Raw genomic sequence first — 25805 nt, 5'->3', positions numbered from 1 at the left:
CATCACGCCGCATGCAGCGCCTTCCACACCACTTCCGGCGTGGCCGGCATGTCGATGGCGGAGACGCCGTCCTCGCGCAGCGCATCAATCAGCGCGTTGACCACGGCGGGCGGCGAACCCACCGCGCCCGCCTCGCCCGCGCCCTTCACGCCGAGCGGGTTGCTCTCGCAGGGCACCTCGATCAGATCCACCTCGATGTCCGGCAGATCCTCGGCGCGGGGCAGGCAGTAGTCCATGAAGCTGGCCGAGAGCAGCTGGCCGCTGTGGTTGTCATAGGCCGTGCGCTCCAGGAAGGCCTGGCCGATGCCCTGCGCCACACCGCCATGCACCTGCCCGCGCACGATCAGCGGGTTCAGCGCATGCCCCACATCATCCACCACGATGTAGCGCGCGACGGTGATGTGGCCGGTGTCCGGGTCCACCTCCACCTCGGCCACATGGCAGCCATTGGGGAAGGTGTGGGCGTCGATGTTCGCGGTCTCCAGCGTGTCGAGCAGGATGGTGTCCTCGCCCGCCGCCACACGCTGCCGTTGGCGCGCGGCGAGGTCCAGGATGTTCACGGAGCGGTCCGTGCCGGCCACGGCGAAGTCGCCCTTGGTGAACTCGATGTCCACCACCGCGGCTTCCAGCATCTCGGACGCCGCCTGCTTGCCCTTCTCGATCACGCTCGCGGTGGTGACGAGGATGGCCTGGCCCTCGGAATAAAGGCTGCGCGCGCCGCCCGTGCCGCCGCCCGAGGGCAGGCTGTCGGAATCGCCCTGCTTGATGCGGATCTTGTCCATGGGGATGCCCAGCTCATGGCTGGTCATCATGGTGTAGGCCGTCTCGTGCCCCTGGCCGGAGCTCTGCGTGCCCACATAGACATCCACCATGCCGTCCTCGGCGAAGACGACCTTGGCGTTCTCGGTGGGGCTGCCGCCCGTGGCCTCCAGGTAGTAGGCGAGGCCGATGCCGCGCTTCTGCCCGCGCTTCGCGGCCTCCGCGCGGCGGGCGGGGAAGCCGGCCCAGTCGATCTTTTCCAGCGCGGCGTCCATCACGCGCGCGAAGTCACCGCTGTCATAGCGCTGCTTCATGGCGGTGGTGTAGGGCATGGCGGACTGGCCCACCATGTTGCGCCGCCGCAGCTCCACCCGGTCCATGCCGAGGTCGCGCGCCGCCTGGTCAATGAGGCGCTCGACCAGGTAGTTGCTCTCCGGCCGCCCGGCGCCGCGATAGGCATCCACCGGCACGGTGTTGGTCAGCACGCCGATGACGTTCGCGTGGATGGCCTGGAAGTCATAGACGCTGGCCAGCACCTTGGTCCCCGCCCCGGTCGGGATGAAGGGCGCGAAGGTGGAGAGATAGGCGCCCATATTCGCGTAGTTCTTCGTGCGCAGGGCCAGGAACTTGCCGTCCTTGTCCACCGCCAGCTCACCCAGCGTGATGTTGTCGCGCCCATGCGTGTCGGACTGGAAGGCCTCCGACCGGTCGGCCGCCCATTTCACCGGCCGCCCCACCTGCTTCGCCGCGATCGCGCAGAGGGCATATTCGGCATAGAGGTAGAGCTTCATGCCGAAGCCGCCGCCCACATCGGGCGTCAGCACGCGGATGTTCTCAGGGTCGGTCTTGAGCACGGCGCTGGCCAGCAGGTTCTTCACCAGCCAGGACCCCTGGGTACCGGTGTGCAGCGTGTAGCGGCCGGTCGTGGCCTCGTATTCCGCGGCGCAAGCCCGCGCCTCCATGGAGGCCACGACCACGCGGTTGTTCACCACCGTCAGCCGCGTGACATGGGCGGCCTGGCCCATGATCTCCTCCACCATCTGCTTGTCGCCGGTCTCCCAGTCGAAGCAGATGTTGTTCGACGCCCCCTCCCAGATCTGCGGCTGGTCCGCGAGATGGGCGGTGGCGAGGTCGGTGGCGGAGGGCAGGATCTCGTAATCCACCATCACATGCTCGGCCGCGTCGCGGGCCTGCTGCGGCGTCTCGGCCACGATGAAGGCCACCGGGTCGCCCACATGGCGCACCCGGTCGGTGGCCAGCGGCAGGCGGGGGGTATTGGCGCGGTCGGTGCCGTCCTTGTTCTTAAGCGGGATGGCGCAGGGCACCTCGCCGATGCCGGCGGCGGCCAGGTCGGCTCCGGTGATGACGGCCAGCACGCCCGGCATGGCCTGGGCCGCCGAGACGTCCACGCCCTTGATCTCGGCATGGGCGTGCGGGCTGCGGAGCACATGGCCCGCCACCTCGCCTGGCAGGGAGATGTCGTCGGTATAGCGCCCCTGCCCCAGCAGCAGCCGGGGATCCTCCACGCGGCGGACGGACTGGCTCAGACCAAACTTGGGCATGGTGTCTCTCCCGATCTCTTCCCCTGCATCATCTGACGATGGCGGGGGAAAGGGGAAGGGGTCCGGTGCCGCAAGCCTGGATTCGGCCGCTCAGGCGGGCAGCCGGCACTCAATCAGGGGATGATGGAGCGCGCGGCCATGTCCCTTCCCCATGGCATGGTTGCCCGTGCGGCCCCGCAACCTTGGGTGCGCCTTTCCGGGATTCAACTTGACCGAATGGAAAGCTTCCATGCCAAGGGTACAGCCAGAGGTGCATTTATCATGCTGCGATGGCTTCCTGTCCTGATTTCCCTCCTTGCCGTGGCCCCGGCGGCCCAGGCGCAATTCGGCCCCGCCGGCCCACCCTCGGTGGGTTTCGTCGAAGCCCGGCGCACGCCCGTGACGGAGTTGTCGGAGTTCATCGGGCGCGTGGAGGCCATCGCGCGCGTGGACATCCGCGCCCGCGTCACCGGATTCCTGGAGGAGCGCCTTTTCCAGGAGGGCAGCGAGGTGGAGCAGGGCGCGCCTCTCTTCCGCATTGAGCGCGCACCCTTCGAGGCGCAGCTGGAGGAGGCCCGCGCCAGCCTGGCCTCGGCGGAGGCCACGCAGCTCAACGCCCGCGTGGCGCTGAACCGCGCACGGGAGCTGCGCTCCACCGGCGCCGGCACCCAGGCCGCGCTGGACAATGCCCAGGCGCAGGAACGCACCGCGGCCGCGGGCGTGCTGGGCGCCCAGGCGCAGGTGCGCGTGGCCGAGATCAACCTGGCCTACACCGAGATCCGCGCGCCCATCGCGGGCGCCATCGGCCGGGCGACCTTCACGCCGGGCAACGTCGTCACGCCGCAGAGCGAGGCGCTGGCCACCATCTACAGCCAGGACCCGATGCGGGTGGCCTTCACCATCCCCTCCCGCACCGCGACCGAGCTGCGCAACCGCTATGAGGGGCGGGGCGGCACCGCCGCCGTCGTGGTCCGCATCCGTTTCGCCAGCGGCACCACCTATGAGCAGGTGGGGCGGGTGGATTTCATTGACGCTGCGGTGAACCGCGACACGGATTCGCTGCTGGTGCGCGCCTCCATCCCCAACCCCGTCCGCCAGGGCGCGACCGCGGGCGAGCCCGGCGCGCGCGAGCTGCTGGACGGCCAGTTCGTGACCGTGCTGCTGGAAGGTGCGGAGCCGGTGAACGCCATCACCATCCCGCGCGCCGCCGTGGCGCAGGACCAGATGGGCTTCTTCGTCTTCGTGGTGGATGCCGAGGGCCGCGCGCAGCGCCGCAACCTGCGCCTGGGCCGCAGCACCGCCGAGACCGCGGTGGTGGAGGACGGGTTGCAGGAAGGCGACCGCGTCATCAGCGAGGGCGTGCAGCGCGTGCGCCCGGGCCAGCAGGTGAACGCGGCCCCGGCCGGCGCCCCGCCCCGGCCCGCCCTGGCGCCCGGCCAGGGCGGCTGACGCACCATGATCTCCAACCTGTTCATCCGGCGGCCGCGCTTCGCGATCGTCATCTCCATCGTCATCACCCTCGCGGGCCTGCTGTCCATGACGCAGATCCCCGTGGCGCAGTTCCCCGATATCGTGCCCCCCGTGGTGCAGGTGACGGCGCGCTACCCGGGTGCGTCCGCCGCGGTGGTGGAGGCCACGGTGGCGCAGCCCATCGAGGGCGCCGTCAACGGCTCGGACGGCATGCTCTACATGCGGTCCAACAGCGCCAATGACGGGACCTACACCCTCAGCGTCACCTTCGCGCTCGGCACCAACCCCGACATCAACACGGTGAACGTGAACAACCGCGTGCAGGGCATCCTGGCGCGGCTGCCGCAGGAGGTGCAGCGCAGCGGCGTCACTGTCCGCAAGCAATCCTCGGCGGTGCTGCAGTTCATCGGCGTGACCTCGACCAACGAGGCGCATGACACGCTGTTCCTGTCCAACTTCGCCACCATCAACATGCTGGACACGCTGCGCCGCCTGCCGGGCGTGGGCGATGTGCAGATGTTCGGCGCGCAGGACTATTCCATGCGCGTCTGGTTCGAGACGGACCGGCTGAACAACCTCAACGTCACGCCCACCGAGATCATCACCGCGATCCAGGCGCAGAACGTGCAGGCGGCGGCGGGGCGCATCGGCGCGCGGCCCATCGGCGACGACCAGCAATTCCAGTTCAACATCCAGACCTCCGGCCGCCTGACCACGCCCGAGCAGTTCGGCGAGATCATCATCCGCGCCAACCCCGACGGCTCCACGCTCCGTGTGCGCGACGTGGCCAATGTGGCGCTGGGCGCGGCCAACATGGATGTGGAGGCGCGGCTGAACGGCCGGCCCACCATCACCATGGGCGTCTACCTCTCGCCCGGCGCGAATGCGGTGGCGGTAGCTTCGGCTGTGCGCGCGGAGTTGGAACGGCTGCAGCAACGCTTCCCCGAGGGCATGGAGACGGTGGTGGTCTATGACACCTCCTCCTTCGTGCTGGAGACGATGCGCGAGGTCATCATCACCCTGCTGGAAGCCTTCGTGCTGGTGGTGGTGGTGGTCTATCTCTTCCTGGGCTCCTTCCGCGCCACGGTCATTCCCATCATCGCCGTGCCGGTCAGCCTCATCGGCACCTTCGCGGTGATGCTGGCCATCGGCTTCTCGGCCAACACCATCTCGCTGCTGGCCATGGTGCTGGCCATCGGCATCGTGGTGGATGACGCGATCGTGGTGGTCGAAAATGTCGAGCGCGTGATGGAGGAGAACCCCGAATTCACGCCCGCCGAGGCCACGCGCGTGGCCATGGGCGAGATCACGGGGCCCATCATCGCCATCACGCTGGTGCTGCTGTCGGTCTTCGTGCCCATCGGCCTCATCGGCGGCGTGGCCGGCGTGCTGTTCCAGCAATTCGCCGTGACCATCAGCGTGGCCATGGTGATCTCGGCCATCAACGCGCTGACGCTCTCGCCCGCGCTCTGCGCCATCATGCTGCGGCACACGGGGCCCAGGCGCGGGCCCATCAAGTATGTGCTGCGCGCCATCGACAAGCTGCGCGACGGCTATGCGGCCATCGTGAAGCGCCTGGTGCGGGTGGCGGTGCTGTCGCTGCTGATCACGGCCGCCATCGGCTGGGGCATCTTCGAGGTCGGCAAGCGCACCCCCTCGGGCTTCCTGCCGAGCGAGGACCAGGGCGCCTTCTTCATCCAGCTCCAGCTGCCCCAGGGCTCCTCCGTCGCCCGCACGCGCGAGGTGGTGGAGCAGGTGGAGGAGATCCTCGCCCGCAACCCCGCCATCCAGGACCGCCTGGCCATCGTGGGCTTCTCGCTCATTGACGGTGGCGCGCAGTCCAACGCCGCCTTCCTGGTGGCGCGGATGCGGCCCTTCGAGGACCGCCGCGCCGCGCAGGACAGCGTCTTCGCCGGCATCGGCCGCGTCTTCGGCGAGGCGCAGGCCATACGCGCGGCCGATGTGTTCGCCTTCAACATCCCGCCCATCATCGGGCTCGGCACCGGTGGCGGCTTCGAATACCAGTTGCAGGATTTCGAGGGGCGAGATCCCGCCGAATTGGCCGGCGCCATGCTGGGCATGATGGTGGCGGCGAACCAGGATCCGCGGCTGGTGGGCGTCTTCTCCACCTTCTCGCCCACCACGCCCTCGCTCTTCCTCGACGTGGACCGTGACCGCGCGCAGGCGCTGGGCGTGCGCATCTCGGACGTGTTCACCACACTCCAGGCCTCGCTCGGCGGGTTCTACGTGAATGACTTCAACCTGTTCGGCCGCACCTGGCAGGTGAACATCCAGGCCGTGGCCGAGGACCGGGACGACATCCCCGACATCTGGCGCCTGCAGGTCCGCAACAGCCGGGGCGAGATGGTGCCACTGCGCGCCTTCGCCGATGTGCGCGTGGTGCTGGGGCCGCAGACCATCCAGCGCTACAACAACCTGCGCTCCGTTACGCTCAACGGCCAGGGGCGGCCGGGCGTGTCCTCCGGTGACGCGCTGCTGGCCATGGAGCAGATCTCGGCCCGCGTGCTGCCCTCGGGCTATGGCTTCGAATGGACCGGCACCGCCTTCCAGGAGAAGCGCGCGGCGGGGCAGACGGGGGTGCTGATCGCGCTGGCGCTGCTGTTTGCCTACCTGTTCCTCGTGGCGCTGTATGAGAGCTGGACCATCCCGGTGCCGGTGCTGCTCTCGGTGGCGGTGGGCGGGCTTGGCTCCTTCGCCGCGCTGTTCATCGCGCAGCTGCCGCTCACGGTCTACGCGCAGATCGGGCTTGTGGTGCTGATCGCGCTGGCGGCGAAGAACGGCATCCTCATCGTCGAATTCGCCAAGGAGCAGCGCGAACGCGGCCTGCCCATCCGCGAGGCCGCGGTGATCGGCGCGCGCATGCGCTTCCGCGCCGTGATGATGACGAGCTTCGCCTTCATCCTGGGCCTGGTGCCGCTGGTCACGGCCAGCGGGGCCGCGGCCCTGTCCCGCCAGGCGGTCGGCCTGCCGGTCTTCGGGGGCATGCTCGCGGCGTCGCTCTTCGGCATCTTCATGATCCCGATGCTCTATGTGGTGTTCCAGACCCTGCGCGAGCGGGTGAAGGCGCGCTTCACGGGCGGGGCCAAGGCGGCGGCGCATTGATCCGCGCGGCGGCCCTGCTGGCGGCACTTCTGGCGGCGGCACCCGCTTCCGCCAGCGAACCGCCGCAGCGACGCCGCGCGGCCGAGATCATTCAGGTGGTACGGGCCGCGACCGATGCGCTGGGCATGCGGCCCATCACCCTGGTCGAGCATGTGGAACCCGGCCTCTACCGCGTGCGCGGCGGCGATTGCTCCGTGCTGGTGCGGATCGTGACCGCGCCGAACCGTCCCCCCCGCCCCTCGGCACTGCCGCTGCCCGCCTTCGAGGCGGTGGCTGGCACCCCGGAGTGCGGGTAGCGCGGCATCAGCGCCGCCGCCACTCCCAGTAGAGGGGCCGGCGGCCGGCCTCCAGCGCCTTGGCTTCATAGCGCGTCGGCGGCCAGCCCTCGGGCCGCGCCTCGTGGAAGGCGTGGGGCGCGAAGAGGGATTGTTCCGCGAAGACCTCCCGCACCCAGTCCTGATAGGTCGGGTCATCGCTCGCCACGCGCCAGATGCCGCCGGGCTTCAGCGCGCGGGCGACGATGGGCAGCATCTCCGGATGGACGAAGCGGCGCTTGGCGTGGCGCGACTTGGGCCAGGGGTCCGGGAACATCAGGAAGAGACGGTCGAGGCTCGCCTCCGGCAGGGAGAGCAGCAACTCGCGCGCATCGGCCGGCCAGAGGCGCAGCAGGGGCGGCGGCGGCGCGATGGGTTCCTGTCCCTCGGGGATGATCTCGGTCAGCAGGGAGCACAGGCCCTGCTCATAGACCTCGCTCGCGATGATGGCGGTGCGGGGGTTGGCGCGCATCTGCGCCAGCGTGTGCTCGCCCCCGCCGAAGCCGACTTCGAGCCAGAGCGCCTCGGCGCCGCGCGCGAAGCCCAGATCGGTGAAGAGCAGGCGCGGCAGGGCCTGTTCCAGCAACCGTTCCTGCCGCGGCCGCAGCTTCTTGCCGCGCCGGCGGCCATAGAGGCGGTGGGGAATGCCCTCAGGCCAATCATCTTCGGTGGTCATCGCCACGCCTCACAAGAAAATCCCCGCGCGGAGACCACGCGGGGAGAACATACGCAACATTCCGGCTGGCCCCCTGCGGGCAGCGCCGTGGCTTCGCCACGGCAACGCGGTGCCGCCGCGCAGGATGGGAACCAAACCGGGGCCCCCGCAACGGCGCGAAGCGACGTTGTGGGGAGAAGCAAGGCCCCCACGAAAGCGCCAAAGGCGATTTCGTGGGGAGTGCGTCAGCGCCCGAAGGCCGACTTCAGCGCGGGAACGAGGTCCGTGCGCTCCCAGGTGAAGGTCCCCTTCTCCTCATCCGGCGTGCGGCCGAAATGGCCATAGGCGCTGGTGGGGACGTAGATCGGGCGGTTCAGGTGCAGGTGCTCGCGGATGCCGCGGGGCGAGAGGTTCACCAGATCCTGAACCACCTTGGCCAGCTTCTCCTCGTCCACATCCTTGCCCGTGCCGTGCAGGTCGAAATAGACCGAGAGCGGCTTGGCCACGCCGATGGCGTAGCTGACCTGGATGGTGCACTTCTCGGCGAGGCCCGCGGCCACGACGTTCTTCGCCACATAGCGTGCGGCATAGGCGGCCGAGCGGTCCACCTTCGTCGGGTCCTTGCCCGAGAAGGCGCCGCCGCCATGGGGCGCGGCACCGCCATAGGTGTCCACGATGATCTTGCGGCCCGTCAGGCCGCAATCGCCGTCCGGCCCGCCGATGACGAAGGTGCCGGTCGGGTTCACGTAGAGCTCGGCGTCCGGGCACATCCAGCCCTTGGGCAGCGAGGATTCGATGATGGGCTTCACCATCGCCTTGATCTGCGCCTGCTCCATGCCCTCGGCATGCTGGGTGGACAGCACGATGGAGGTGGCGCCGACAGGCTTGCCGTCCACATAGCGCAGCGTGACCTGGGACTTCGCGTCCGGCAGCAGGCCCTTCACGGCCACGTCGCCATTGCGGCGCATCTCGCTGATGCGGCGCAGGATCAGGTGCGCGTAGTAGAGCGGCGCGGGCATGAGCTCGGGCGTCTCGGTGCAGGCATAGCCGAACATGATGCCCTGGTCGCCGGCGCCCTCATCCTTGTTGCCGGCGGCGTCCACGCCCTGCGCGATGTGCGCGGACTGCGCGTGCAGGTGGCATTCCACATGGGCGTTCTGCCAGTGGAAGCCGTCCTGCTCATAGCCGATGTCGTGCACCGCCATGCGCGCCTTGTGGATCAGCAGCTCGGGCGTGATCGAGGAGGGCCCGCGGGTCTCGCCCGCGATGACGATGCGGTTGGTGGTGACCAGGGTCTCGCACGCCACGCGCGCATAGGGGTCCTGTTCCAGGAAGGTGTCCAGCACGGTGTCGCTGATGCGATCCGCGACCTTGTCCGGGTGGCCTTCGGAGACGCTCTCCGAGGTGAAAAGGTACTCGCCCTTGTCGCGCATGGCTTGGTTCGGCCTCTTGTCGCTGAGGATGTGATTCTCGGGTTGAGATCAGCCTCGGGCGACCGGACACCCCGGTCAGGCTGGCCCGCGTCGCGCGGGCGCGCGGTCTGTGGCAGGGAGGCGGGGCGCGGTCAAGCGGCGGCGGGGTCGAAACCATCCGTTGGGATGGGCGGCGCGCGGCCCGCGAGGCGCGCGGCCAGCACCGCCGCGCTCCCCATGGCCAGCGTCCAGCCCAGCCCCCCATGGCCCGTGTTCAGGTAGAGGTTGGGCGCCGCCGGGCTGCGGCCGATCAGCGGCAGGCCGGTGGGGGTATAGGGGCGCATGCCCGTCCAGGGGCGGAGCGGCCCGTCCCAGTTTCCCGCATCCGGGAAGGCCTCGCGCGCCTGGCGGATCAGGGTGGAGAGGCGGTTCTCGTGCAGGCGGGGGTCCACGCCCACCAGGTCCGCCATGCCGGCCACGCGTAGGTCGCCGCCCAGCCGCGCATAGACCACCTTGGACGCGCTGTCGGTCACGCTGACATGCGGCGCGGCGTCATACCGCGCCACGGGCAGGGTGAGGGAATAGCCCTTCAGCGGGTAGATCGGCACCTTCTGGCCCAGAGGGCGCAGCAATTCGCGGGCGCCCAGGCCCAGGCAGACCACCACCGCATCGGCCTCGATCACGCCCGCATCGGTACGCACGCCGCGGATGCGGCCCTCGGCGCGGATGATCTGCCGCGCCCGCAGCCCCAGCCGGATGGCGACCTTGTGGTTCGAGCGCGCGAGCCAGGCGGCCAGCCCCTCGCAGAACAGGGCGCAATCGCCCGCATCCTCGCCGGGCGTGTGGATGCCGCCCACGATCCGGTGCGCGATGCGCGCCAGCGAGGGTTCCAGCGCCACGCAGGCGTCGCGGTCCAGCGCCACCTGCACCGAGCCGAGCTTCGCCTGCAGCTCCATCTGGCGCTTCGCCCCCTCCATGGCGGCGGCGTCGGGCTGCAGCACCAGCTTGCCGGCATGGGCGAAGCCGAACTCGGCCACGCCGCGCGCCGCGACCTCCTGCGTCAAATCGCGCGAGAGATAAGCGAGGCGCAGCAGCCGCGCCGTGGTCTCGGCCGCCGTGGTGGCGTTGCAGGCGCGCAGGAATTGCCAGATCCAGCCCCATTGGTGCGGGTCCAGCTCCGGGCGGAAGCGCAGGGGCCCGTCGGGGTCCATCAGCCAGCCCGGCACCTTCCACGGCACGCCCGGCCCGGCGAAGGGCGCGACGTAGGAGTAGGAAAGCTGCCCGCCATTGGCCGCACTCGCGCCGCGCGCCACGGCCGGCTCGGCGTCCAGCAGCGTGACCTCATGGCCCTCGCGCGCCAGGGTGTAGGCGGTGGTGAGGCCGATCACCCCCGCGCCCAGGACCAGGACATGCATGGGGTGGCGCGCGTCAGCCGTGGATGAAGACGGGGCAGGGCGCGGCGCGCAGCAGCCGCGCCGTGGCGCTGCCGAAGACGAGGCGGGACAGACCGCCTTCCCCATCCGCGCCCAGCACCAGCAGGCGCGCGGGCAGGCGGCGGGCCTCGGCCAGCAGGGTGTCGTGCTCGTCGCCCGTCTCGGCCTTGGCGGAGACCTTGCAGCCATGGTGGCTGAGATAGGCCTTCATCCCCGCGAGGCCGGCACCACCGGGGCTGAAATCCAGCAGCCGCACATCGCCGTCGCGGCCCAGGCCCAGCAGGGCGAAGAGCTGCACCGCGCGCATCCCGGCGAGTGAGCCGTGATAGCCGATCAGCGCCGGGCCTTCGGCCGTGGCCGGCGCGCCGGGCGGCACCACCAGCAGCGGGCGCACCCCATCGCGGATCAGCGCCTCGACGGTGGGGGAGAGCCCCTCCTCGCAGGCCTCGCGCCCCAGGGTGCAGTCGCGGCCGATGATGATCAGGTCATGCTGGGCACCCTCGGCCAGGATGGCGGGCTCGGGCGCCTCCTCGCGCAGATGCACCTCGAAGGGCAGGTCCCCGGCGGCGGCGCGGGCGGCGGCGACGACCTCCCTCGCCTCCTCCCGCAGGGCCTCGGCCAGGCGCTTGTTGCGCTGCGCCGCGAAGGCCCCGCCGCCCACGGGAACCGGTTCGTGAACATCGCTCGTGTGCGGGCGGTCCATGACGAAGACGCCGGTGATGGTGGCGCCGGTCCGCCGGGCAAGGGCGAAGGCCAGGTCGCGCGCGGCGGCGGCGCCCGGGGTGTCGTCGAGGACGAGCAGGATGGAGGCGATCATGCCGCGCAAATTGCGCCTGCCATGCGCGGCACGCAATACAGGCTTGGTTTGACTTTCATGAATGCCGCCGTCAGCTTGGCGGCATGGCTCACCTCGGCACATTCAGTGGCCCTTGCGCGCGTCACGGCTCCGGCCGTCTGAAGCGCCCGGCGCTGCTCGGCCTGCTGCCGGTGCTGCTGATGCCTGATCCACAGGGCGGCAAACGCGGCTGAACCCGCGACCCATTCCCGAACCGCCACCACTGGATCCCGAGGGGGCGCCTCTGCGCGCCCGATACATCATGTCCGCCACCACCCTGAATGCGGCGCCGCGCGCGCCGCGCAACCCCTTCGCCCTGTTCGTGGGCGCGGCCACCTGCGCCTTCGCGGGCGTCTGGATGAGCACCCCGCTCGCCGCCATCCTGCTGACCGAGGCCGGCGTCTCGCCCGCGCTGGTGGGCCTTTACGCCGCCATGGTGTGGGGCTCGGCCCTGGCCACGGCACCGGCCACGCCCTGGATCGCGGGGCTGGTGGGCGGCGCCTTCGCGCTGCACCGCATCGCGGGCGGCCTGGCCATCCTTGGCCTGATCGGCCTCGGCTTCAATCCGCCGCTCTGGCTGTGGTTCGTGTTCGGCGCGATGCTGGGCGTGGGCTCCTGCCTGACCTGGACGACGGCCGATGCCATCGCGGCGGCACTCGCGCCCGAGGGGCAGGAGGGGCGTTCCCTCGGCCTCTACCAGACCTTCGTCTCCGCCGCGATCGGCGGCGGGCCGGCGGTGCTGCTGGTGACGGGCGTCACCTCCTGGGCCTTCTTCGTCTCGGCCGGCATCCTGGCCCTGGGCCTCGCGCTGGGCGCGGCCCTGCGCGACCCGCCGGGCACCATGCCGCGCCGCATGCGCCTGACCTTCGACCGGCTGCGGCCGGTGCTGTGGGTGCTGGCGGCGCCGGCGGGTGCCGCGGCACTGTGCGGCGCGCTGGAAGCGGCGGCGGGTGCGGTGTTCCCGGTGCAGGGCCTGGCGCTGGGCCTGACGGCGGGTGCGGCGGCGGCCATCGTCATCGCGTCCGGGTTCGGCAATGTGCTGGCGCAATATCCGGTGGGCTGGGTGTCGGACCGGCTGGGGCCGCACCGCGCGCTGCTGGGCTGCGGCATCGCCGTCGCCGCCGCATCCCTGCTGTGGCCGCTGCTGGCGCCTGGCTGGGGCATCTGGCCGGTGCTGGCCATCTGGGGCGGTGCCGCGGGCGCCATCTACACGCTGGGCATGGTGCGCGCGGTGCAGCGCTTCGCCGGCCCCACTCGGGCGCTGGGCATGGCCGGGCTGAACACGGCCTATCTGGCGGGCGGCGCGCTGGGTGCACCGGCCGCGGGCCTGGCGCTGGAAACCCTGCCCGGCTGGGGCCTGCCGGTCGCACTCGCCGTGCTGGCGCTGGCGGGCAGCGTGGCCCTGGCCCGGGCCGCGCTGCGCCACGGACACTGAGACGCCCATGCTGAAGCAGTTCGCCGCCTGCTACCGCCCGCACAAGCGGCTGCTGCTTCTGGATTTCGGCTGCGCTTCGCTGTCGGGGATGCTGGAGCTCGGCTTCCCGATGGCGGTGCGCGCCGTCATCGACCACCTGCTGCCGCAGCAGGACATGCAGCTCATCGTGCTGGCCGTGCTCGGCCTGCTCGCGGTCTACATGGTCAATGCGGCGCTGATGGCCATCGTCACCTATTACGGCCATGTGCTGGGCATCGCGATCGAGACGCGGCTGCGCGCGCGCGCCTTCGACCACCTGATGAAGCTCTCCTTCCGCTTCTACGACAATCAGAAGACCGGGCATCTGGTCGGCCGCGTCACCAAGAACCTGGAGGACATCGGCGAGGTCGCGCATCACGGCCCCGAGGACGTGCTGATCGCGGTGCTGACCTTCGCCGGCGCGTTTGCCCTGATGCTGCTGGTCAGCCCGACGCTGGCGCTCATCACCGCGCTGGTGGTGCCCGGCATCGCCTGGGTCGTCGCGCATTACGGCGGGCGGATGACGCTGAACTGGCAGGCGCAGTTCGGCCGAGTGAGCGCCTTCAACGCGCGCATCGAGGAAGCGGTGGGCGGCATCCGCGTGGTGAAGGCCTTCGGGCGCGAGGCGCATGAGCGCGCGCTGTTCGACGCCGACAACGCCAAATACCGCGACACCAAGCTCGACGCCTATCGCATCATGGCCGTCAGCCAGACGCTGAACTACCTCGGCATGCGGCTGGTGCAGGTGATCGTGATGCTGGCCGGTGCCGTGCTGATCGTGCGCGGCGAACTCACCATTGGCGACTTCGTGGCCTTCCTGCTGCTGGTGGGCGTGTTCTACCGCCCGCTCGACAAGATCAACGCCGTCATCGAGACCTATCCCAAGGGCATCGCGGGCTTCCGCAGCTTCCTCGATTTGATGGCGACGGAGCCGGACATCACCGACCGCCCCGGTGCGCGGGCCGTGGGCAAGCTGCGCGGCGAGGTGCGGTTCGAGGGCGTGCATTTCGGCTATACGCCCGACCGGCCCCTGCTGCGCGGCCTCGACCTGCACATTCCGGCCGGGCGCACGGTGGCGCTGGTGGGGCCGTCGGGCGCGGGCAAGACCACCATCTGCTCCCTGCTGCCGCGCTTCTACGAGGTGACGGGCGGGCGCATCACCATTGACGGCACCGACATCCGCGACATGACGCAGGAGAGCCTGCGCGGGAACATCGGCATCGTGCAGCAGGATGTGTTCCTCTTCGCCGGCACGCTGCGCGAGAACATCGCCTATGGCCGCCTCGGCGCCACCGAGGCCGAGATCCGCGACGCCGCCCGCCGCGCCCGGCTGGACGACGTCATCGCCGACTTGCCCCAGGGCCTGGACACCGTGGTGGGCGAGCGCGGCGTGAAGCTCTCGGGCGGGCAGAAGCAGCGCCTGGCCATCGCGCGCATCTTCCTGAAGAACCCGCCCATCCTGATCCTGGACGAGGCGACCTCGGCGCTCGACACCGTGACCGAGGCCGCCATTCAGGGCGCGCTGGCCGAACTGGCGGCGGGGCGGACCACGCTGGTCATCGCGCATCGCCTCGGCACGATCCGCAACGCGGACCGGATCATCGTCGTGACCGAGCAGGGCATCGTCGAGGAAGGCACCCATGCGGAGCTTGTTGCGGCCGGCGGCGTGTATCAGCGGCTGCACGCCCAGGCGGGGTGAGGGCTACTCCGCGAGAAACTCCCGCAGCACCCGCACCACCTCGGCCGGCGCCTCCTCCATCGGCACATGGCCCACGCCCTCCAGCACCACGCGCCGCGCATTGGGCAGCGCGCGCAGGTAATCCTCCGCGTTCGTCACGGGCACCATCCGGTCAACCACGCCCCAGAGCAGCAGCGTCGGCGCCTGGATGCGCGCCAGCAGCGGCTCGGGCGGGACCAGGATATGCTGGCCCATGCGGTCCAAAATGGCCTGCCGCACGCCCGGCGCGATCATCATGGCGTGGTAGCGCTCAACCAGCGCATCGGTCATGGCATTGGGGTCGGCATAGGCGGGCGCCATGCCGCCGCGCACCGCGAAGCGCGGCAGGGTGTAGGGCAGCGCCCGCATCAGCAGCGGCACGCGCGGGCTGCGGTTGTAGTCTATGCCAGGCGAGGCGAAGCCATCGGGCGCCATCAGCACCAGGCGCTCCACGCGGTCGGGCTGCGCGGCCGCGAAGCTCCAGGCGATGCGCCCGCCCATCGAACTGCCCACCAGGTGCACGCGGGCCAGCCCCAGCCGGTCCAGGAGTGCCGCGATCACGACATGGGCGCGGGCGTCGGTGTAGTCGCCGGTGGGATGCGCCCCGGTCAAGCCGAAGCCCGGCAGGTCCATCCGCAGCACGCGGAAGCGGTCCTCAAGGCCCGCCGCCACATCGTCCCAGGTGTGCAGCGAGGAGCCGAAGCCGTGCAGCAGCAGGATGGCCGGCGCCTCGCGGGGCCCGGTGTCGCGCAGGTGCAGGCGCAGCCCCGCCACCTCGACGAAGCTGGAGGGCGGGGGCGCCCAGCGCGCCTCATGCGCCTCGCGCCGCGCATCGGGCGTCCAGAGCCAGGCCGCCAGGCTCAGCAGGAGCACCAGCAGGATGAGAAGGAACCAGCTCATGACGCGCAGCAACATGGCGCAGAGACTGGCCCTTTCGCCGCGGAAGTCCAGCACCTCACCGCCCGGCGTAGAGCCGCAGCAGCCAGCGCGGCGGCACGCCCAGGAACCAGAGCGACAGCACCAGCAGGTTCCGCGCCGACCGCCGCCGCCAGCCGTCGCGCCGCCAGCGCTCGGCCGAGGTGATGGCGGGCACGGGCATGGCGGCGATTCGCGCCCGGCCCAGGCGGCGCACCAGGTCCACATCCTCCATCAGCGGCAGGGGGCGGAACCCGCCCAGCAGCGCGTAGAGATCGCGATGGATCAGCAGCCCCTGGTCGCCATAGGGCAGGGCCAGCGCGCGCGACCGCCAGGCGACCGCGCGTTCCAACCGGCGCGCCTCGGGCGCCGGGTCGTCCAGCGCGAAGGCGAAGTGGTGGGCGCGGGCGCGATCGGCCATGGCGGCGCGCAGCGCGGCCTCCCAGCCCGCGCCCAGCCTGGTGTCGGCATGGAGGAACAGCAGCCAATCGCCCCGCGCCGCCGCCGCGCCTGCCGCCATCTGCGGCCCCCTCCCGCGCGGAGCGGGGACAAGCCGCGCGGGCGGGGCGGCCTCGGGCGGAGTGGCGCTGCCGCCATCGGCCAGGATCACCTCGCCCACCCCGGCGGCACGAAGCTGCGCCAGCAGGGGCGGCAGCCGCGCCCCGGGGTTCAGCACCGGCACCACGACCGAAACAGACGTGAACTTCATCCCTTTTCCTTGACCCAGCCCGCCCCGGCGGACAGCTTCACGCCATGCGAAACGGAGGCGCCACCATGCCCGACAATGGCCATCCGCCGATATGGCAGAAGGGGCGCGGCACCGCCTCCAACCCCGCCGTGCGCTTCGAGAGCACGGCGCGCGAGGCCTTCGACGATGGCTGGGGCAGCCTCACCGAGGACATGCCGCCGCTGCGCACCACCCTGACGCGCGAGGCCGCCAAATCCGCGCTGAACTACAATGACAGCCCGGACCTGAGCTTCGACCGCTCGCTCAACCCCTATCGCGGCTGCGAGCATGGCTGCGTCTATTGCTTCGCCCGGCCCTCGCACGCCTATGTGGGCCTCTCGCCGGGTCTGGATTTCGAGACGCAGCTCTTCTTCAAGCCGGACATGCCGGAGCTGCTGGCGCGCGAACTGGCCAAGCCCGGCTATGTGCCGCGCGTCGTGACGCTGGGCGCCAACACCGATCCCTACCAGCCCATTGAGCGCACCACCCAGGTGACCCGTCGCACGCTGGAGGTGTTGGAACGCTTCCGCCACCCGGTCAGCATCGTGACCAAGGGCGCGGGGGTGCTGCGGGACCTGGATATTCTCTCGCGCATGGCCAAGCTCGATCTCGTGCGGGTGTGCGTCTCCGTCACCACGCTGGACGCGAAGCTGGCCCGCGCCATGGAACCGCGCGCCGCCAGCCCCGCGCGCCGCATCGAGGCCATCCGCCAGCTCCACGCGGCGGGCGTGCCCGTCGCCGTGCTGGCCGCGCCCATGATCCCGGGCATCAATGATTCCGAGCTGGAGCGCATCCTGGAGGCGAGTGCCGGGGCCGGCGCCGCGCTGGCCGGCTATGTTCTGCTGCGCCTGCCGCATGAGCTGCGCCAGCTCTTCGAGGAATGGCTGCACCAGCACTACCCCGACCGCGCCGCCCGCGTGCTGGCCCTGGTGCGACAGACGCGCGGCGGCAAGCTTTATGACGCGGATTTCGAGCGCCGCCAGACGGGCGAGGGCGCCTATGCCGAGATGCTCGCCCAGCGCTTCGCCACGGCCGCGCGGCGCCTCGGCCTCGAACGCCGCGCGGAGACGATGCACCACCTGGCCACCCATCATTTCAACGGGCGCGTGGATGACGCGCAGCTTCGCCTGCTTTGACCGCCCCGCCCCCGGCACGGCAGGATGGGCCCGCGATTCGCGCGGGGGGCCTGGTGCCGGACGACAAGCTGGAGGCAGAAGCGGGCGGGCTCGTCGCCGGGGTCGACGAGGCGGGGCGCGGGCCACTGGCCGGCCCCGTGCTGGCCGGCGCCGTCATGTTCCTTGCCCCCTGCCCCGAGCCGCTGGCCGCGCTGCTCGATGACAGCAAACGCCTGAGCCCGGCGGCGCGCGAGGCCGCCGCCACCGCGATCCGCGCCGCTGCCCGCGACGGGCTGCTGGTCTTCGCCCTGGGAGCGGCCTCGGCGCGCGAGATCGCCACGCACAACATCCTGGCCGCCACGCATATTGCGATGTGCCGCGCGGTGATGCGCCTCACCATCCGGCCCGATGTGGTGCTGGTGGACGGAAATCGCGCGCCGGACCTGCCCTGCCCCGTGCGCTGCGTGGTGGGGGGCGATGGGCTGTCGCTGTCGATCGCGGCCGCCTCCATCCTGGCCAAGACGGTGCGCGACGCGGGCATGGCGAAGCTGGCCCGCGCCTGGCCGCAATATGGCTTCGTCCGGCACCAGGGCTACGGCACCGCGCTGCACCGCGACGCCATCGCCCGGCACGGCCCCTGCCCGCACCATCGCCGCGGTTTCGCGCCCGTGGAGGCGGCGCTGGCGCTTCAGCGCGGTTGACGGCACGACTCTGGCCCCGGCATGGTCCCTGACCGATTCGCGAAGGGGATGACGTGGGGGCCGGGCTCGATCTGCCGCTGGACAAGGTGCTGGTGGGCGACTGCATCGAGACGCTGCGCGCCCTGCCGCCGGCCAGCGTCCATGCCATCTTCGCCGACCCGCCCTACAACCTCCAGCTTCGGGGCGAGCTGCTGCGCCCCAACCACAGCCGCGTGGACGCGGTGGATGACGACTGGGACCGCTTCGCCGATTTCGCGACCTATGACGCCTTCACCCGCGAATGGCTGACCGAATGCCGCCGCGTGCTGCGTAAGGACGGCACGCTGTGGCTCATCGGCAGCTACCACAACATCTTCCGCCTGGGGGTGGCCTTGCAGGATCTGGGCTTCTGGATCCTGAACGACGTCATCTGGCGCAAATCCAACCCCATGCCCAATTTCCGCGGCCGGCGCTTCACCAACGCGCATGAGACGCTGATCTGGGCCGCGCACAGCCAGGATGCGAAGTACCGCTTCAACTACGCGGCCATGAAGTCGCTGAACGATGATCTGCAGATGCGCAGCGACTGGTTCATCCCGCTCTGCACCGGCGCCGAGCGGCTGCGCGACGAGGCCGGGCGCAAGCTGCACCCCACCCAGAAGCCCGAGGCGCTGCTGCACCGGGTGCTGCTCTCCTGCACCAGGCCCGGCGATGTGGTGCTGGACCCCTTCCTGGGCAGCGGCACCACGGGGGCGGTGGCGCGGCGGCTGGGGCGGCGCTTCATCGGCATCGAGCGCGACCCGGGCTACGCGGCCGCCGCCGAGCGGCGCATCCTCTCCATCACCCCGCATGACGAGGCCGCGCTGGTGGGCACGCCATCCAAACGCGAGCAGAAGCGCATCCCCTTCGGCGTGCTGGTGGAACGCGGCCTGATCGCGCCCGGCGACGCGCTGACCGACCGCCACCGCCGCTGGACCGCGACCGTCCAGGCCGATGCCAGCCTGGCCTGCGGCACGGCGCGGGGTTCCATCCATGCGGTGGGGGCGGCGGTGCAGGAGGCGCCCTCCTGCAATGGCTGGACCTTCTGGCACCTGGTGCAGCGCGACGGGTCGCTGCGCCTGCTGGACCTGTTCCGGCAGGAGCTGGGCGGCGAGGGCTGAAACTCAATTTGAAGTTTTGTCAACCCATTACCCGGCCTATTCGTCCGAAATTGTCATGTGGATAACTCCCCTGGCCGCCTTGAAGGTGCGTTGCGCCAAGGTTAACCCGCGTCCGCATTTTTCACCTTGAAGGTTTCCTGCCATGGCGGAACATCGGGCGGCCCGGCGCGGCAACGCCTTTCTCATCCTGCTGCGCTTCACCCTGCTGCTGCTCCTGGCCGCATTCCTCGCCGTGATGGCCCGCACCGTCTGGAATCTCGTCACCGGCTGAGCTTTCGGCAAAAGGCACGCGCCGTGGCAGGATGGGGCGCATGACCTTGCGGCGCCTCGCCTTCCTCGCCCTGTGCGGGCTGATCGCCCTCTCGGCCCTGCTGCTGGCGGGGCGCGCGGTGGGGGGCGATGGGCTTTCCGCGCTCGACATCGCCTGGCTGCTGGCGCTGGCGGGCCTGACACCCTGGGCCGCGCTCTCCTGCGGGAATGGGCTGGTGGGGCTGGCCATCCTGCTCTTCACGCCGCGGCCGGCCGCGCATGTGGTGCCGGCCCTGCGGGCCCCCGAAGGGCCGCCGCGCACGCGCACCGTCATCGGCGTGTGCATCCGCAACGAGGACATGGCAGGGGTCATTCCGCCGCTGGAAGCCCTGCTGGACGGGCTGCCCGCCCCACACTTCGCGCTGTGGTTCCTCTCGGACAGCACCGAGGGCGCGCCTGCCGAGGCCGAGGCCGCCGCCATCGCCGCCCTGCGCGCCCGCCGCCCGGCGGATGCCGCGCGCATCCACCTGCGCCGCCGCACGGTGAACACCGGCTTCAAGGCCGGGAATGTCATGGAATTCCTGGAGGCGGAGGGACGCGATTACGACCACCTGCTCTGCCTCGACGCCGATTCGCAGATGTCGCCCGAAGCGGTGCGGACCCTGGTCGCCACCATGGAGTCCGCGCCGCGCATCGCCATTCTCCAGCAGTTGATCGTGGGGCGGCCCGTCACGGCGGCTTTCCCGCGCCTGTTCCAATTCGGCATGCGCGCGGGGATGCGCGCCTGGTCCACCGGCCAGGGCTGGTGGCAGGCCGAGAAGGGCCCCTATTGGGGGCATAATGCGCTGATCCGCATCATGCCCTTCCGCGAACATGGGCGGCTCGAATCCCTCCCCGATGGCCGCGCCATTCTCAGCCACGACCAGGTGGAGGCGGTGCGCCTGCACGAGGCCGGCTGGGAGGTCTGGTGCGTGCCCGAGGAGGAGGGCAGCCTGGAGGGCAACCCGCCCGCCCTGCCCGAATTCCTGGCGCGCGACCTGCGCTGGGCCGAGGGCAACATGCAGTACTGGTCGCTGCTGGGGGCGCCGGGGCTGACGCTGATGGCGCGGTGGCAATTGCTCCAGGCGGTGCTGCTGTTCCTCTGCGCGCCGCTCTGGGTGCTGGCCTTCGCGCTGGCCGCGATGATCGCGGCGACGAGGGGCTTCGACGCCGCGCCCACGGCGCTGCTGGTGGCGCTGTTCCTCGCCTTCTGGGCGCTGCCGGCGGCCTCCAAGCTGGCGGGGTATGCGCAGGTGCTGGCGCAAGGGCGGCTGGCCGCGACCTATGGCGGGCGGGGGCGCTTCCTGCGCGGGGCGCTGGCCGAAATGCTGTTCGCGCTGCTGCTGGCCCCCATCCGCGCCGTGCACCAGACGGGTTTCCTGCTGGCCCTGCCCTTCGGGCTGCGGATGGGCTGGAAGCCGCAGAACCGGGCCGATCGGGGCGTCTCCTGGGGAGATGCGGCGCGGCTGCTCTGGCCGCACACCCTGCTGGGAGCGCTGGCGCTGCTGGGCGTGGCCGCCACCGCGCCCTGGGCGCTGTGGTTCGCGCTGCCCTGGGTGGGGGGGCTGCTCCTGGCCATCCCCTTCTGCGTCTGGACCACGGCGCCGGGCGCCGGGCGCTGGCTCAAGGCGCGCGGGATCGCCGCGACACCGGAGGAGGTTCAGGCCGAAAGCCGCGCGGGGTCCAGGCTGGCATAGACATCGCCGCTGTTGGCCTCCGGCGGCAGGGCGTCGAGCCAGGCGGCCATCTGCGCGGCATCCACGGCGGCGGGGAAGGCCCAGGACATGCTCTCGCCCAGGCAGGCGTTGAAATGGGCGAAGCCCAGCGCCATCAGCCGCGCCAGCGCCGCATGGGCGACCTCGCACTGGATGGTGGTGAACTCGAAGGAAAGCGCGGGCGGGGCCACGGAGAGGCCCGCCAGCACCTCCGCCTCCCAGCCCTCCACATCAATCTTGATGAAGGCGGGGGGGCCGTGGCGGGCCACCAGCGCATCAAGGGTGGTGCGTGGCAGGGTGAGCGTCGCGTCCCATTCCTGCCCCTCCCAGCCCGGGGCGCCGGCGGCGGCGGCGATGAAGGCCTCGCTGGCCGTGGCGACGGTGGGGTTGGCGCGGTTCAGGCGCAGCACGGCCTCGCCCGGAGTGGCGCCCAGCAGCACTTCCTCCAGCGCGAAGCCGGGCGCGCGGTGGAACAGGAGACGCAGGGTGCGGGCGAGGCGCGGCTGGGGTTCCACCGCCACCACGCGGGCGCCAATCCGCAGAAAGCTGGCCGCGCGGTCGCCCACATGGCAGCCCACGTCGAAGGCGAGGTCCCCGAAATTCAGGAACCGCCGGTGGAAGGCGTCCAGCGCCGGCCGGCGCGCCTTGTCGTGATACAGCCGGAGCGACCGCCCGATGGCGGCGGCGGGGATCACGGGGCGAAGACCACCGCGGCCCCGGCGGCGAGCGCGGGCGGCACCATCAGCCGCCCGCCCGGCAGCGCCACGGCCTTGTCGCCCAGGATGCGCGACACGGCGGCATTGCCATCGCTGGTGCGGACCACGAAGCCCGCCAGGAAGGGCAGGCTCGGGATTTCCACGCCCGGCAGCATGGCGGGCAAAGCCTCGGGCGGCAGCAGGCTCACGCGGGTTTCCATGGCCGGCGCGTTCGGCCCGGCCACGCCGGCGCCGCCCGGGAAGCGCAGCACGAAGCCGCCCTCGGCGCCGGGTTCCAGCGACAGGCCCGTCAGGCGGGAGAGGCGCGCGCCACTTTCCGCCGGGTTCGGGCTGACGAGGATGAGTTCCTCCAGCAGGTCGGCCTTGTTGGCGTGGTCCAGCAGATGCGGCTGCCACATCAGTTCCGGCGTGTGATGCTGGATGAGTTGCAGCCGCCCCTCCGGCGCATCGGGCCAGGGCAGGCGGGAGAAGCGGGCGCGCGGCCCGTCAGGCTTGTCCACCGGGCGTTCGAGATGCGCGATGCCGGGGATGTCCACCCCGCCGCGCCGCAGCCGGGCCAGATTCGCCTCGGCATCGTCCATCGCCATGGCCAGGATGTGCAGCCCGCCATAACGCCCCACGAATTCCGAGAGGCGGTTGTCCCAGCGCCCCGGCTCCACGATGGCCAGCAATTCGATATAGCCATGGCGCAGGAAGGCGCAGCGGTTGCCGGTGGCCATGCGCTCGGTCGGGCTGTCGGGCGTGCGCTTGCCCGATTGCTGCGCGATGGGCGAGAGGGTGAAGCCCAGCGCCTCATAGGCCGCCGTCATCGGCCCCAGTTCGAAATTGCAGACGCCCACATGGTCGAGGGCCAGAGCAGTGTCGGTCATGCCGGGTTCTCATACTTGTCGAGCAGCCATTCCGCCGGTTCGGCGCGGGCCAGGTCATACCATTCCGCCACCAGCGGGTGGGCGCGCACGGCCTCCACATAGGCCATGCTGGTGGCCTTGAGCTGCGGCTGCCAGGTGAGGAAGCGCGCCACCACCGGGGCGTAGAAGGCATCGGCCAGGGTGAAGTTCGCGCCGAACAGGTAGGGCCCGCCATGCGCCTCCAGGCATTCCGCCCAGAGGGCTTCCACGCGCGCGATATCGGCCAACACGCCCGGCGTCCGCCCGCGGCCGGCGAAGTCCCGCCCCAGGTTCATGGGCATGGCGACGCGCAATTCGCGGAAGCCCGAATGCATCTCGCAGGTCACGGCGCGGGCATGAGCGCGCACCATGCGGTCGGCCGGCCACAGGCCGGGGGTGAGTTCGGCGCAATATTCCCCGATGGCCAGGCTGTCCCAGATGCGCGCGCCCCCATGCTCCAGGCAGGGCACCATGCCGGTGGGCGAGGCGCCCTTGATGGCGGCGGTGGATTGGGTGGCGAGGGCGATCACCACCTCCTCCACATCCAGCCGCGCGAGGCGCACGGCCAGCCAGCCGCGCAGCGACCAGGAGGAATAGCGGCGTGTGCCGATGAAGAGGCGACCTTCGGGCATGGGGCGTTCCTTTCCGGGGAGGTTTCTCGCACGGGCGCGGGAGGGAGGAAACCTTGGCGGGTGATCGCAGCGGGGCGGAACGCCTGGAGGCGTGAATCACGCGCGCTCATGGTCCTTGGCGGCGCGGCCCGGTCTGTGGTCTGGTCCGCCCCCATGATGCGGGGATGGTTTCTGGGGGCGGCGATCTGGCTGGCGGCAGGGGGTGGCGTGGCGGCGCAGACGGCCGCCGAGGCGCAGCGCCAGGCCGCCGAGGCCCGCCGCGCGGCCGAGGCCGCCGAGGAACGCCGCGCCGAGGCCGAGGCGGAGGCCGAGCGCCTGGCCGCCGAGCGCGTGGCCGGCGCCGCCCGCGCCCAGGAAGCCGAGCGCGCGCTTCTGGACGCCACCGAACGCGCGGAAGCCTTGGCCACCGCCGAGGCCGCGGCACGGGCCGAGGTGGCCGAACTCGCCGCCCGCATCGCCCCCCTGCTGCCGGTGCTGATGCGCGTGGCGCGCGAACCCGCCCCCCTGCTGCTGGCCGCGCCCATGCCGCCGGAGGAGGTCACGCTGGGCCTGGCCGCCATGCGCGGCATGGTGCGGGAAGCGCAACTCCTCGCCGCCCGGCTGCGCGACGCCGCCACCCGGGCGCGGGAGGAGGCCGAGGCGCTGGACGCCGCCCGTGCCCGCCTCGCCGCCAGCGAGGCCGCGGCGCGCGAGGCCGCCGCGGCGCTGGATGCGCAATTCGCCGAGGCGCAGCGCAACCTGACCCTCCAGACCCGCGCCGAGCGCCGCGCCGCCGAGCAGGCCGAGGCCGCCATCGCCCGCGCCACCTCGCTGGCCGAGGCGCTCGCACGGGTCGAGGCGGCGCGGGCAAGGGCGGAGGCGGCGCGTGCCCGGGCGGAGGCGCGCGCCGCCGCCGCCGCGGCCCGCCGTGCCCGGCCCGCCCCCGCGCCCGCGCCCGAACCCAGCGCCCCGCCCGCGGACCCGTCGCCGCCCGGCAGCATCGCCCCCGTGGCCGGTCGGTTGGTGCGCGGCTTCGGCTCGCCCGGCGAGGGCGGGCCGGCGCGGGGGCTCACCTTCTCGGCCGCGCCGGGTGCCAGGGTGGTGACGCCCTGCGCGGGCTCCGTCGCCTTCGCCGCGCCCTTCCGCAGCTATGGGCAGCTGGTCATCGTCGAATGCGGGGCGGGGCAGCACCTGGTGCTGGGAGGCATGGCGCGGCTGGATGTGCGGGCGGGCCAACGCCTGCGCGCGGGCGAGCCGGTGGGGGTGCTGGCGCCCTCGGGCAGCCCCACCCTCTATGTGGAGCTGCGCCGGCGCGGCGAGGCCGTGGACCCCCGCCCGCTGCTGCGGATTTGACCCGGCGCCGTTCCGGGTTAATTCGGGGCAAGGATCAAGGAGACGACCATGCCCCAGCCCGCCCACCCGGCCGCCGTGAACGGCCTCACCCTCGCCCAGGCCGAGACCATCGCCGATGCCGCCCTCGCCAAGGGCCGCGAGCTGGGGCTGCTGCCGCTCTGCGTCGTGGTGCTCGACGCCGGCGGGCATGTGAAGGTGACGAAGCGCGAGGATGGCGCGAGCCTGCTGCGCCCCGAGATCGCGACCGGCAAGGCCTATGGCGCGCTGGCCATGGGCTTCGGCACGCGGGAATTGGCGCGGCGCGCCCAGTCCATGCCGGGCTTCACCAACGCGCTGTCCGACCTGACGGGCGGCAAGGCCGTGCCGGCCCAGGGCGGCGTGTTGGTCCGCGACGCGGCCCATGTGCTGCTGGGCGCCGTCGGCATCTCGGGCGATGTCTCGGCCAAGGACGAGGAAGCCTGCATCGCGGGCATCGAGGCGGCCGGCCTGGCGCCGGACACGGGTGATCCCGCCTGACCCCCATCGGGGCCAAACGGATCAGGGACTGACAGCGGCGCGCGGATGGGCCTAGGCTTCCCTCTCCGGACCGGAGAGGGAGCCCCATCATGCGCGCCAACAACCTGCACATGGCGGACATCGCCCATATGGTGCACCAGCAGACCGACCTCGACGCCCATGGGCGCGACGGGGCGGTGCTGATCGCCAAGGGTGACGGCGTGCATGTGGTGGACACCGAGGGCCGCCGCTACATCGAGGCCATGGCGGGCCTCTGGTGCGCCTCGCTCGGCTTTTCCGAGAAGCGGCTGGCGGATGCGGCCTACAAGCAATTGCTGGCCCTGCCCTACTACCACACCTTCTTCCAGAAGGGGCATGAGCCCTCGGTGCGGCTCGCCGAGAAGCTGGTGGAGATGGCGCCGGGCGACCTC

The 25805-nt window shown here is 71.5% G+C and carries 24 protein-coding genes; 14 read left to right on the top strand and 10 right to left on the bottom strand.

Features of this window, described 5'->3' with window-relative positions; all coding sequences use genetic code 11:
* Positions 1–2 precede the first annotated feature (2 nt).
* A complete protein-coding gene (locus JTN19_RS07955) occupies positions 3–2321 on the bottom strand; it encodes a xanthine dehydrogenase family protein molybdopterin-binding subunit (RefSeq protein ID WP_206931383.1) in 2319 nt (772 codons plus the stop codon).
* A 261-nt stretch (positions 2322–2582) separates the two neighbouring features.
* On the opposite strand from JTN19_RS07955, the gene JTN19_RS07950 reads away from it, so the two are divergent.
* Genes JTN19_RS07950 through JTN19_RS07940 form a run of 3 tightly spaced genes read left to right on the top strand, consistent with a single transcriptional unit; the run spans position 2583 to position 7189 of the window.
* Positions 2583–3749, top strand: a complete 1167-nt coding sequence (locus JTN19_RS07950) for an efflux RND transporter periplasmic adaptor subunit (protein ID WP_206931382.1) — start codon at positions 2583–2585, stop codon at positions 3747–3749.
* A 6-nt stretch (positions 3750–3755) separates the two neighbouring features.
* A complete protein-coding gene (locus JTN19_RS07945; RefSeq protein ID WP_206931381.1) occupies positions 3756–6893 on the top strand; it encodes an efflux RND transporter permease subunit in 3138 nt (1045 codons plus the stop codon).
* On the top strand, positions 6890–7189 hold the full coding sequence (locus JTN19_RS07940) for a hypothetical protein (protein WP_206931380.1): 300 nt from the start codon (positions 6890–6892) through the stop codon (positions 7187–7189). The genes JTN19_RS07945 and JTN19_RS07940 overlap by 4 nt, the downstream gene beginning before the upstream one ends.
* 7 nt (positions 7190–7196) lie before the next feature.
* Here the strand turns inward: JTN19_RS07940 and trmB are convergent, their stop codons facing one another.
* The 4 genes from trmB to JTN19_RS07920 all read right to left on the bottom strand — a co-directional run bounded on the left by trmB (position 7197) and on the right by JTN19_RS07920 (position 11524).
* Positions 7197–7883, bottom strand: coding sequence for a tRNA (guanine(46)-N(7))-methyltransferase TrmB (gene trmB, locus JTN19_RS07935; RefSeq protein ID WP_206931379.1), 687 nt, complete (start codon positions 7881–7883; stop codon positions 7197–7199).
* 224 nt (positions 7884–8107) lie between these two features.
* The gene (gene metK, locus JTN19_RS07930) at positions 8108–9295 is read right to left on the bottom strand and encodes a methionine adenosyltransferase (RefSeq protein ID WP_206931378.1); all 1188 of its coding nucleotides are present in this window, start codon (positions 9293–9295) and stop codon (positions 8108–8110) included.
* Between the two features lie 131 nt (positions 9296–9426).
* Positions 9427–10689, bottom strand: coding sequence for a D-amino acid dehydrogenase (locus JTN19_RS07925; RefSeq protein ID WP_206931377.1), 1263 nt, complete (start codon positions 10687–10689; stop codon positions 9427–9429).
* Positions 10690–10702: 13 nt separating this feature from the next.
* Complete coding sequence (locus JTN19_RS07920; protein WP_206931376.1) at positions 10703–11524, bottom strand: universal stress protein; 822 nt, start codon at positions 11522–11524, stop codon at positions 10703–10705.
* Positions 11525–11607: 83 nt separating this feature from the next.
* Between JTN19_RS07920 and JTN19_RS20385 the strand changes: the two genes are divergently transcribed.
* The 3 genes from JTN19_RS20385 (at position 11608) to JTN19_RS07910 (ending at position 14694) form a co-directional block, all read left to right on the top strand.
* Positions 11608–11736: a hypothetical protein gene (locus tag JTN19_RS20385; RefSeq protein WP_278008377.1), complete on the top strand. Its 129-nt coding sequence runs from the start codon at positions 11608–11610 to the stop codon at positions 11734–11736.
* Positions 11737–11804: 68 nt separating this feature from the next.
* Positions 11805–12977: an MFS transporter gene (locus tag JTN19_RS20380; RefSeq protein WP_206931375.1), complete on the top strand. Its 1173-nt coding sequence runs from the start codon at positions 11805–11807 to the stop codon at positions 12975–12977.
* 7 nt (positions 12978–12984) lie between these two features.
* On the top strand, positions 12985–14694 hold the full coding sequence (locus JTN19_RS07910) for an ABC transporter ATP-binding protein (RefSeq protein ID WP_206931374.1): 1710 nt from the start codon (positions 12985–12987) through the stop codon (positions 14692–14694).
* Between the two features lie 3 nt (positions 14695–14697).
* Here the strand turns inward: JTN19_RS07910 and JTN19_RS07905 are convergent, their stop codons facing one another.
* The gene (locus tag JTN19_RS07905) at positions 14698–15612 is read right to left on the bottom strand and encodes an alpha/beta fold hydrolase (RefSeq protein WP_242530973.1); all 915 of its coding nucleotides are present in this window, start codon (positions 15610–15612) and stop codon (positions 14698–14700) included.
* Positions 15613–15667: 55 nt separating this feature from the next.
* Positions 15668–16336 carry a TIGR04283 family arsenosugar biosynthesis glycosyltransferase gene (locus tag JTN19_RS07900; protein ID WP_206931373.1) on the bottom strand — a complete coding sequence of 223 codons (669 nt, stop codon included), beginning with the start codon at positions 16334–16336 and terminating at the stop codon, positions 15668–15670.
* 44 nt (positions 16337–16380) lie between these two features.
* On the opposite strand from JTN19_RS07900, the gene JTN19_RS07895 reads away from it, so the two are divergent.
* The 5 genes from JTN19_RS07895 to mdoH all read left to right on the top strand — a co-directional run bounded on the left by JTN19_RS07895 (position 16381) and on the right by mdoH (position 21294).
* Complete coding sequence (locus JTN19_RS07895; RefSeq protein WP_242530972.1) at positions 16381–17490, top strand: PA0069 family radical SAM protein; 1110 nt, start codon at positions 16381–16383, stop codon at positions 17488–17490.
* 53 nt (positions 17491–17543) lie between these two features.
* Positions 17544–18170, top strand: a complete 627-nt coding sequence (locus JTN19_RS07890; protein ID WP_206931372.1) for a ribonuclease HII — start codon at positions 17544–17546, stop codon at positions 18168–18170.
* 53 nt (positions 18171–18223) lie between these two features.
* Entirely contained in the window at positions 18224–19309 is a 1086-nt protein-coding gene (locus tag JTN19_RS07885) for a site-specific DNA-methyltransferase (protein WP_191082614.1), read from the top strand.
* Between the two features lie 142 nt (positions 19310–19451).
* Positions 19452–19580, top strand: a complete 129-nt coding sequence (locus JTN19_RS20375; protein ID WP_278008376.1) for a hypothetical protein — start codon at positions 19452–19454, stop codon at positions 19578–19580.
* A gap of 40 nt (positions 19581–19620) precedes the next feature.
* Positions 19621–21294, top strand: coding sequence for a glucans biosynthesis glucosyltransferase MdoH (mdoH, locus tag JTN19_RS07880; RefSeq protein WP_206931371.1), 1674 nt, complete (start codon positions 19621–19623; stop codon positions 21292–21294).
* Here the strand turns inward: mdoH and JTN19_RS07875 are convergent.
* The 3 genes from JTN19_RS07875 to JTN19_RS07865 are packed head-to-tail and all read right to left on the bottom strand — an operon-like array spanning position 21258 to position 23547.
* A complete protein-coding gene (locus JTN19_RS07875; RefSeq protein ID WP_206931370.1) occupies positions 21258–22007 on the bottom strand; it encodes an FkbM family methyltransferase in 750 nt (249 codons plus the stop codon). The genes mdoH and JTN19_RS07875 overlap by 37 nt on opposite strands.
* Positions 22004–22897 carry a VOC family protein gene (locus tag JTN19_RS07870; protein ID WP_206931369.1) on the bottom strand — a complete coding sequence of 298 codons (894 nt, stop codon included), beginning with the start codon at positions 22895–22897 and terminating at the stop codon, positions 22004–22006. Before JTN19_RS07870 ends, JTN19_RS07875 begins: the two co-directional genes overlap by 4 nt.
* Entirely contained in the window at positions 22894–23547 is a 654-nt protein-coding gene (locus JTN19_RS07865; protein WP_206931368.1) for a glutathione S-transferase family protein, read from the bottom strand. The genes JTN19_RS07870 and JTN19_RS07865 overlap by 4 nt, the downstream gene beginning before the upstream one ends.
* A gap of 153 nt (positions 23548–23700) precedes the next feature.
* Here JTN19_RS07865 and JTN19_RS07860 point away from each other — a divergent pair, with 153 nt between their 5' ends.
* From JTN19_RS07860 to JTN19_RS07850, 3 genes are all read left to right on the top strand, one after another.
* A complete protein-coding gene (locus JTN19_RS07860; protein ID WP_206931367.1) occupies positions 23701–24879 on the top strand; it encodes a murein hydrolase activator EnvC family protein in 1179 nt (392 codons plus the stop codon).
* A gap of 48 nt (positions 24880–24927) precedes the next feature.
* Positions 24928–25395 carry a GlcG/HbpS family heme-binding protein gene (locus tag JTN19_RS07855; RefSeq protein ID WP_242530971.1) on the top strand — a complete coding sequence of 156 codons (468 nt, stop codon included), beginning with the start codon at positions 24928–24930 and terminating at the stop codon, positions 25393–25395.
* A gap of 89 nt (positions 25396–25484) precedes the next feature.
* A partial coding sequence (locus JTN19_RS07850) for an aminotransferase class III-fold pyridoxal phosphate-dependent enzyme (RefSeq protein ID WP_206931366.1) occupies positions 25485–25805 on the top strand: 321 nt, incomplete at its 3' end.

It is taken from the genome of Roseococcus thiosulfatophilus (genome assembly GCF_017311575.1).
Lineage (GTDB): Bacteria > Pseudomonadota > Alphaproteobacteria > Acetobacterales > Acetobacteraceae > Roseococcus > Roseococcus thiosulfatophilus.
This window is presented reverse-complemented; position numbering and strand designations above follow the sequence as displayed.